The organism is Cellulophaga geojensis KL-A, assembly GCF_000568425.1.
Taxonomy (GTDB): domain Bacteria; phylum Bacteroidota; class Bacteroidia; order Flavobacteriales; family Flavobacteriaceae; genus Cellulophaga; species Cellulophaga lytica.
On record NZ_ARZX01000089.1, the window covers coordinates 1 to 779 of the forward strand.

Annotated in this window: 1 protein-coding gene; it reads left to right on the top strand. The window is 26.3% G+C overall.

Features of this window, described 5'->3' with window-relative positions:
- Positions 1-50 precede the first annotated feature (50 nt).
- Entirely contained in the window at positions 51-584 is a 534-nt protein-coding gene (locus tag KLA_RS17325; RefSeq protein WP_034647484.1) for an STM3941 family protein, read from the top strand.
- Positions 585-779: the final 195 nt, after the last annotated feature.

Genomic DNA, 779 nt, shown 5'->3' on the forward strand with positions numbered 1-779 from the left:
AATTAATAAATCAAAATAAAGAAAACCGTTGTAAGTAATTAAACCCAAAAATGAAAATGGAAGAAAAAATAATAGAAATAAATAAGATTAAAATAATTGGATTAATTGGACTATCTCTAATTTTCGTATTGTTAGGAATATGGATTGCATATTATGCGCCAATTGTTAATATTGAGATACTAAATAATAATATTTTTCGAAAATCAATTGGATTTCTTTCTATAATCTTCTTTGGAGGAATGGGAATATTGATTGCAAAAAAACTCTTTGAAAATAAATACGGAATAAAAATTAATGATGAAGGAATATATGACAACTCAACCTCCATAAACTCTGGACTTATAAAATGGGAGAATATTGAAAGTATTGAAAAAAGTAAAGTCGTAAATCAAAATTTCATACGAGTAATTGTTAATAACCCGAACGATTTTATCAACAGACAAAAAAATATTCTAACAAGAAAAAACGTTGAAACTAATTTTAAAAAGTTTGGTTCACCGATTCAAATATCAACAAATGGGTTGAAAATTAAATTTGAGGAATTATATGAAATAATGACATCTGAATTGAATAAAAGAAAATAACTACTTACAACAAAGTACTGAGGTAAAAAACAAGTAAAAACTCATTAATTTTTAACTAAAGTACTTCTATAAAAATCATCATATATTAGTCCTGATTTTGCAATAGCAAAGGCTTAGTTCTCGCCTACTTACGAATCCCGAAGCGTCGGGACTCGCAGATTTTTTATCTGTGATTTATTTGCTAACTTTAGTGCT

Excerpts from the sequence above, each read along its gene's own strand:
- KLA_RS17325 (WP_034647484.1), top strand. The coding sequence starts at position 51 with ATGAAAATGGAAGAAAAAATAATAGAAATAAATAAGATTAAAATAATT.